Origin of the sequence: Chitinophaga filiformis (assembly GCF_900102545.1) — a bacterium.
Taxonomy (GTDB): domain Bacteria; phylum Bacteroidota; class Bacteroidia; order Chitinophagales; family Chitinophagaceae; genus Chitinophaga; species Chitinophaga filiformis.
The window spans coordinates 71,244-79,993 of record NZ_FNBN01000006.1 but is presented as its reverse complement, the minus strand read 5'-3'; the positions used below and the strand labels follow the sequence as shown (position 1 = coordinate 79,993).

Annotated in this window: 5 protein-coding genes; all 5 read left to right on the top strand. The window is 47.2% G+C overall.

The window, feature by feature from the left end:
* The 5 genes from BLR32_RS22580 (at position 1) to BLR32_RS34115 (ending at position 8,684) form a co-directional block, all read left to right on the top strand.
* Complete coding sequence (locus tag BLR32_RS22580; RefSeq protein ID WP_089835136.1) at positions 1-4,131, top strand: gliding motility-associated C-terminal domain-containing protein; 4,131 nt, start codon at positions 1-3, stop codon at positions 4,129-4,131.
* Positions 4,132-4,179: 48 nt separating this feature from the next.
* On the top strand, positions 4,180-5,187 hold the full coding sequence (locus BLR32_RS22575; RefSeq protein WP_089835135.1) for a PorP/SprF family type IX secretion system membrane protein: 1,008 nt from the start codon (positions 4,180-4,182) through the stop codon (positions 5,185-5,187).
* Between the two features lie 18 nt (positions 5,188-5,205).
* The gene (locus tag BLR32_RS22570; RefSeq protein ID WP_089835134.1) at positions 5,206-6,972 is read left to right on the top strand and encodes an OmpA family protein; all 1,767 of its coding nucleotides are present in this window, start codon (positions 5,206-5,208) and stop codon (positions 6,970-6,972) included.
* Between the two features lie 3 nt (positions 6,973-6,975).
* Positions 6,976-8,016 carry a PorP/SprF family type IX secretion system membrane protein gene (locus BLR32_RS22565; protein WP_089835133.1) on the top strand — a complete coding sequence of 347 codons (1,041 nt, stop codon included), beginning with the start codon at positions 6,976-6,978 and terminating at the stop codon, positions 8,014-8,016.
* Positions 8,017-8,096: 80 nt separating this feature from the next.
* Positions 8,097-8,684: a collagen-like triple helix repeat-containing protein gene (locus BLR32_RS34115; protein ID WP_176842398.1), complete on the top strand. Its 588-nt coding sequence runs from the start codon at positions 8,097-8,099 to the stop codon at positions 8,682-8,684.
* The last annotated feature ends 66 nt before the right edge of the window (positions 8,685-8,750 follow it).

Sequence of the window (8,750 nt, the reverse complement as noted above, 5' to 3'; positions counted from 1 at the left end):
ATGACGACATTCGTAACCAATATTTTCAATCATATGCAGGCAGCAGTCCGTAAAGGTGCTGTTGCCTGCATCCTAACACTGTGTAGCATCAGTGCGATGGGACAGGGTGTGTCTAACAGAGGCAAGGAATTCTGGGTAGGATATGGACACCATCAGTTCATGGAGCCTGGTTTTACCAACAGCCAGGATATGGTGATATACCTGAGTGCAGAGGACGCCGCTACAGTAACAGTGAGTATTGATGGAACCGCGTGGACAAGAACTTATAACATCCCTGCCAATACGGTGATAGTAACAGAAACTATCCCTAAGTCGGGCGCCATTGATGCTCGTCTTTTTTCCGTACCGCCTTCTTATGGTGGTACAGGTGGTGAAGGATTATTCAGTAATAAAGGGATCCACATTGTAAGTAATGTGCCGATCGTAGCCTATGCACATATTTTTGGAAGTGTATCATCAGGCGCTACCATGCTGATGCCGGTATCTACCTGGGGATATTCTTATACCTCATTAAACAGCCAGCAGAGCTTTGCCAATGATTGCTTTTCCTGGATGTATGTCATTGCAAAGGAAGATAATACGATGGTTGAGATTAACCCCTCTGAGTCGAGCCGTAACGGACGTGCAGCAAACGTTCCGTTTACGGTGACACTCAACAAAGGCGATATTTACCAGCTGATAGGCGCCCCGCTGGGCAGTGGTAAAGGAAAAGAACTGACAGGTACAACAGTACGTTCTATCGCCAACGCATCCGGAAAGTGTTTCCCCGTAGCCGTATTTTCTGGTAGCAGCCGTACCAGTATTAATTGTACCGGTGTCACGGCCGGTACCAGTGGAGATAATAATATGCAGCAGGTATTTCCCTACCAGGCCTGGGGAAAGCGTTATCTGACCATGCCCATCTCGGGAAGAGTAGCCACCAGTTTTCAGACCAATATCTATAAAGTAGTTGTCAAAGATCCTTCTACTGTTGTAAAGCGTAATGGCGTACAATTAACCGGACTGACACCGCATATGTGTTATGAGTTCCAGAGTAATACAGCAGATTATATAGAAGCGGATAAGCCGGTATTACTGGCACAGTTCATGGCTTCGCAAGGAGGTTGCCCTAATACTACCGGCATCGGAGATCCGGAGATGATCTATTTAAGTCCTGTTGAACAGGCAACAAAGAAGGTCGCTTTTTACCGGAACAATGTAGAGAAGATTGAGATCAATGGATTGCTGCTAGTGATCCCTGACAACGGAATGAAATCACTCACAGTGGATGGCAGCCAGACATTTGACGTTACTTATCCACATCCCAATCTGCCGGGATATACTGTTGTTGTAAAACGCTGGCCGGCAGCAGCAGCACAGTGTACAGTACAGAGTGATTCGGCTTTCAACGCTATCACGTATGGTCTGGGAGATTTTGAAAGCTATGGTTATAATGCGGGCACATTTATCAATAACCTGAATGCCATCGGGCAGATACATAACGAAGCAGATACCACAAAGGATGTGCATACGTTTACCTGTGTGAATACACCACTGGATCTGTCTGTATTGCTGACCTATCAACCTACAAAGCTGGAATGGCAGCTCAGTAAACTGGGCACAGGTATTACACCTGCAGCAGATGTGTTGCAAAATGCACCTGCACCGGCAAAACAGTTGCTGGTAAATGGTGTGGTGTATTATCAATATACTTTACCGCAATCCTATCAGTTTACGAGTGCCGGCTACTTTGATATAACGGTGCTTTCTACTGCTCCACATATTGATAACTGTAACAACACGGAGGAGATCAATTTCAGTGTGACGGTAAAAGGGAAACCCAATGCAGTAGCTACTTACAGTTTCCCTACCGGCTGTGTGCTGGATACTGCCTACTTCGCCGGAAAGGACAGCAGTAATGGTTATAAGCTGGCGCAATGGCGATGGGAATTCCCCGGTAATATTATTTCAACAGTACAAAAGCCAGGACAGCGACTAAACATAGGTACGCAGACAGTGAAATATGCCGTTGCTACGGAAGATGGCTGTGTGGCAGATACAAGCTTTAACCTGACAGTATATAACAAGCCGGTAGCAGATTTTGCCGCAACACCTGCGGCAGTCTGCGCTGGCAGTACCGTGACTTTTACAGACAATGCCACTTACGGTGGGCCTGCTCCTGTAAAAGAATGGTACTGGGACTTTGGCAATGGCGACACAAAAACCAATGCTACTAATGCGGCTGCAACAACTGTTTATAAAGACTACCAAACCTACACTGTAAAGCAGGTGGTAAAGGTAAGCCAGCTATGTGTGAGTGATACCCTGAAAAAGACCGTAACCGTCTATGCAGCGCCGGTGGCTTCCTTTACCTACCCGCGGAACTGTATTTCGCAGGGAGAACAGATACTTTTTACCAGTACATCCACTACTCCTGACGGACAGGCGCTGGCATCGTACGCATGGGATTTCGGAGATATCAATGCGACGCCTGCCAATCCCAATACATCGACTTTAGCTGATCCTGTACATTCCTATACCTACTATGGTTCCTATAAAATCCGGCACAGTGTGACGACCGTAAACGGTTGTGTGAAGGATACTGTTGTAACGGCCACATTCAATGTGAAGCCTGTTCTGACGTATGCCAGCATACCTGCTGTTTGCGAAAGCGTAAAGGGGGCTATCTCCATTGCGCTTGCCGGGGTTACGAATGGCGTGACCGGGGCCGGTATCTACCGGGGCCCGTATGTTGATGATGCCGGTAATTTCAATCCATCTGCCGCGGGGGCAGGAACACACACTGTGGAGTATGTATTTACTACAACCAATGGTTGTATGGATTCAGTTACCGCCACCGTCACAGTATTGCCTGCACCGGGTGCTGACTTTATTGTCAGCCCGGATGTGTGCCTGGGAGCTGCGGTGAGGATCACAGATCAATCCACCATCGCCAGTGGTACCATTACCTCCTGGCACTGGAGTTTTGGAGATGGTACTACAGATGTACAGCCTACAGGTGCTGCATTTGACAAGTTATACGCAGGTAGCGGTACATATGCAGTGAAACTAGCGGTAGTAAGCGATAATGGCTGTACCAGTGATACAGTGACAAAGAATACGGTAATACATCCGCAGCCTGTAGCTGATTTCCGCCTGCCGGTGGCTGTATGTATACCGGGAGGAACTGCTGCATTCACCAATACATCTGCCGTAGGCGATCAATCTGCATTGAGCTACCAGTGGAACTTCGGTGATGGTGTTGGTACTTCCACAGCTACGAATCCTGCATACCGTTATGCTGCTGCAGGTAAATATGATATCACGTTGTCTGTTATATCTGCCTATGGTTGTACACATGATACCACTAAATCATTCAGCGCATTTTTCAATAGTCCGGTAGCAGCCTTTACCGCTTCCCCTGATACACTCTGCCAGGGAACAGACAATTTCTTTGCAGATGAAAGTACTGTTGCCAATGGTACGATCAGTGCATGGGCATGGGACTTTGGCGAAGGTAGTACAGATGATGTAGCTGATCCTGTGAAACGATATAAGGACCCTGGTGATTATACCGTACAACTGGTGGTGACAAGTAATGCTGGTTGTGTGTCTGAGCCATTCTCTTCTCCTGTGAAGATCTACTTACAGCCTGTTGTTGACGCAGGGCCTTCATTTGTAGTGACGCAGGGTACAGTGGTGCAGTTCAAACCTGTCGTGAATGATGAAACAGGACTAAGCTTTAGATGGACGCCTGCTGACAATCTTAACAATCCTGATGTACTAAGACCACAGTTGATTGTGATGGATGATGCAACCTATACCCTGACGGCGACTGGTCTGGGTGGTTGTACCGCGAATGATGAACTGACAGTGAAAGTATTCAAACCTGTAAAAGTGCCAAATGCATTCTCTCCAAATGGAGATGGTATCAATGATACATGGGTGCTAAGCAATCTTTCAGATTACCCGGGTTGTACGATAGAGATCTTCAATCGTTATGGACAACGTGTGTTCCAATCCACCGGTTATAATACTCCCTGGGACGGTACGATGAACGGACATCCTTTACCACTGGCAACTTACTATTATGTGATACAACTGAAGAATGGATTTGCACCGATGACTGGATATGTAGTGATAGTGCAATAACCAAACAAATTTCAAAAAAACATTGACCAATAAAAAAATGCTGACATCATGAGAACTTTTACCAAAGCATTGCTGATGCTGACCCTGGTGAGCCTTACCGGTAAAAAGCTGCAGGCGCAGTCAGACCCGCACTTCTCTGGCTACTATGTATATCCTGCATGGTTGAATCCTGCACTGACAGGTGTGTTTGATGGTAATTACCGTGTATCTGCTATCTATCGTTCACAATGGGGGAGTGTGAGCAGTCCCTTTAAAACTTATGGTATAGCGGGAGAGGTGAATACAAACAGCAATATCAGCTTCGGTGCCAGTGTGCTGAATCAGAAAGCAGGCGATGGAGGTTATAACTATACCACTGCTTATGGAAGCGCTTCCTACAGCGGTGTACGCTTTGGTGCATTTGAGCAGCACAGGTTGATGTTTGGTATCCAGATGGGCATGATACAGCGCCGGTTCGATCCGTCCAAACTTCATTTTGGAGATCAGTGGAATCCTATTACCGGTTATAATCCGGGACAGGCAACAAATGATATGTTCAACAAAACGTCTGCTGCTACATTCGATGCAGGGGCAGGAGTACTGTACTATGATGCGCAGCCAGGTAAGAAATATAATCTGTATGGCGGCTTCTCTGTGATGCACCTGAACAGGCCAAGTGATCAGTTCAGCGCTACCGGAGATGCGCGTATCCCAATGCGTACTACTGCACATGCAGGAGTAAGGGTGATGATCTCTGAACTGTTCAGTCTCACACCAAACGTATTGTATATGAAACAGGGATCAGCACAGGAGAAGATGCTTGGTGCTTACGGACAGTATACTGCTGCTGCTGAAACAGATGTGATGCTGGGTGCGAACTATCGTTTCAAAGATGCATTCTCTGTGTATACCGGTGTTAGCTACAAGAGCTTTATGCTGGGCCTGAGCTATGATGTGAACTCGTCTGACCTGGGTAAGATCACCAGGGGCTCTAACAGTTTTGAGCTATCCTTATCATTCATAGGCAGGAAATCAGTGAAGACACCGGCAGGTGATTTCGTTTGTCCAAGGTTATAAAGAAAAAATTATTGCATCATGAAGAAATTATTCCTGACAGTTATAGGCCTGGCCGCTATGCAGCTGGCATGGGCACAACATAAAGCAAGTTATCTGAAGGCCGCGGACAGTTATTATAAACAGGCAGATTATTATTCAGCATCCCTGTATTATGAGAAGTACCTGGCCGTGAACACTAAAGGAAATACAAGGAGCGTATACAGTCCTTATGCAGCGCCGGGTGGTTCTGCAAAGGCAGCACCGGCTGCTGATGAAATACAGGCTGCTTATCAGCTGGCAGATAGTTACCGCCGTCTGCATGATCCTGCGAAGGCAGCACCCTTGTTTGGTAAAGTGGTAGCGGTTGATAGTACCCGCTTCCCATTGGCAGCCTATTATTACGGAGAGAGTTTACGTGCCATCGCACAATATGATGCAGCCACGTCTGCATTCAAAACTTTCCTGTCGCAATACAATCAGAAAGATACATACGGTACAGCGGCAGAGCAGGAGTTACGTAACCTGCCTTATATCCGTGAGCAATTGCAGAAAAAAGAACTGTCCGACTATCATATCAGGAAAGCGTCGCCTGTACTCAATGCAGGTGGCGCTACCTATGCGCCTGTATGGGCGGGTGATCAGTTGCTGTTCACTTCAACGAAAGAATCGAATTATGTGAACCGCATCTACATGGCGAAAGATACAGTGGCTGCTGCCATCAGTAAAGCGCTTATACCACAACCTTCCAAAACCCATCAGGGCGCAATCAGTTTGTCTGCAGATGGTAACACGCTATACCTGACGCAATGGACCGTAGCGGATGGTAGGAAATCCGCAGCTATCTATACCAGTCGCAAGGAAGGCGATAAATGGAGCGAGCCTGTGAAACTGAGTGATATAGTGAATGCTGCAGGTGCTAATACCCAACAGCCTTTCATCATGGCGGATGGTCGTCATTTGTTGTTTGCAAGCGATAGGACCGGCGGTTCGGGAGGATATGACCTCTATTCCGCAGAACTGGATGTCAGTGGCAAACCTTTGTCTGTACAGAATCTTGGACCAGCTATTAATACTGCCGCCAATGAGGAAGCACCCTTCTTTCATCCTGCATCCGGTACACTGGTATTTGCCAGTGATGGAAGAACAGGCATGGGTGGATTCGACCTCTATTATGCAAAAGGTAGCCTGGGTAAGTGGGACACACCTGTGAACTTCGGCTACCCTGTGAATGATGTGAAGGATGATATGTATTTCTTCAGTCGTAGCAAATCTGAATACATCCTGGAAGATGCCTGGTTCTCTTCCGATCGTTCCGCTGAATGCTGCCTGGAACTTTTCAGTCTGCATCTGGCTCCGCCACCGCCTCCTGTGAAGGAAGAACCGGTAGTTGTTGTGACAAAGCCTGCTCCGACTTTAGCTGATACTATCCTGAGTGCACCTGTGAATACAGCCATCACCATGCAGGAGATCTACTATGGTTTGAATGAGTTTGAGGTAACACCAGCTTCACATCCTGCATTGGATAAACTGGTCGACTTACTGAAAGATCATCCGCAGATGGAAATAGAGATCAGCGCACATACGGATAATACCGGTAGTGCTGCCTTCAACCAGCGATTGTCAGAAAAACGTGCATTGAATTGTGTGGCTTACCTGGTAAGCAAAGGCATTGACAAGAAACGCCTGCAGTACAAAGGCTATGGTGCAACAAGGCCTGTAGCGCCAAATACTTTAGCTGACGGATCAGACAATCCGGAAGGACGAAGACTGAACAGGCGTATAGAATTGAGGATCTTAAAACAGTAACGGATGCAGTTGAAGGGCATGATAGCTGTCATCATACTTGTACTGGTAGTCTTGCCGGTACAGGTATTGGCACAGCAGCAACCACACTATACACAGTATGTGCTGAACACGTTCATTATCAATCCTGCCGTAGCGGGTATTGAGAACTACTGGGATGTGAAGGCCAGTCACCGGCATCAATGGGCAGGGCTGAATGGTAGTCCGGTTACGACTTACCTGACAGTGCATGGACCCTTAAGCAAGACAGACTATCCGGAGGCATCAGCTACGGGGTTTAATCCGGAGGGATCGAATCCACGTGGCAAGGCATACTGGGCGTCTTATTCAGCGCCGGCGTCGCATGCCGGTGCAGGACTTACCATTCTGAATGATCGTACCGGACCGCTGAACAGGTTTTCGATAAGTGGTACTTATGCCCATCACATTGGTGTCGCACCGGGCACCAGTTTGAGTGCAGGTATATCTGTCGGGGCGCAGCGCATCTCCCTCGATGCATCAAAGCTGGAATTTCAGAATCCCGCTGATCCGGCTATTGCAGGCAGTACCGTGTTGGGCAGGTGGCGCCCGGATGTGAGTGTTGGTTTGTACCTGTATTCATCACAATACTTTGCCGGTATCTCTGCACAGAACATCGTACCATCTGCAATAGGTTTTGATAACGGAAAGGTGGTAGGGGAGAATGTGTATCGCGGAAAGCTGGTACCGCATCTGTTTGGTACGGCGGGTTATCGCTTGTGGGTAAATGAAGATCTGAGCCTGCTGCCTTCTGTTATGATCAAATATGTGACTGCGCTGCCCCTGAGCTTTGATGTGAATGCGAAACTGCAATACCAGGACCGCGCATGGGTAGGCGCTTCTTACCGCCATAAGGATGGTATTGCTGCCATGCTGGGTATTAATGTGAACGCCACTTTCAACGTGGGATATGCCTATGATTATACTACTTCAGGATTGAATATTGCCAGCCATGGTTCTCACGAGATCGTGATAGGGATCATGATCGGGAATCGCTTTGCGGATTTGTGTCCGCGTAATGTCTGGTAGCGGGAAGAGCATTCGAACCTTAACGGAAACGCTTTTTATTAAATCACTTTAACACTTAAAATTAAAACCTAAATCGAAACATGAGAAAAATGTCTTTGTACGCCTTGTTGTTATGTGGAATCTGCTTATTTGGCGCATGTGGTAAGGATGGAGCTGCTGGTCCTAAAGGTGATACCGGTGCAACTGGTCCTGCGGGTCCTGCAGGTCCTAAAGGTGCCGACGGTGAAGATGCTACTTCCGGTATTATTTATTCTGACTGGCTGGATGTAGAATACGAGGCCGTTACAGAAGACACCGATACAGATGGTAACGGTAAACTGGATACTATCTTTTTTGGTGCACATATCGAAGCTGAGAAACTGACAGACGAGATCTTGTCTACCGGCGATATTAAAGTGTTCATCAACACCTATTCCGAAGCCGAAAAGGACATCGCTCCTTTGCCTTACACCAACCCATTCAGCGGCGCCAGTATTAACGCGTCTTATTCACTTAAGCTGATCACCCTGATCGCTAATGGACCGTTCAATACAGTTACTGATAACGGCGTTAAATACCAGCAATACAGGTATGTACTGATCCCTGGTGGCACCGAAGCACGTAAGGCTGCAGGAATTGACTGGAACGACTACAAACAGGTAAAGGCTTACCTGCATCTGAAAGACTAATCACTTAGAAAGCTTAGAAAAAAGAGACTTCAGTTTTGGAGTCTCTTTTTTCATTTGTACATTGTC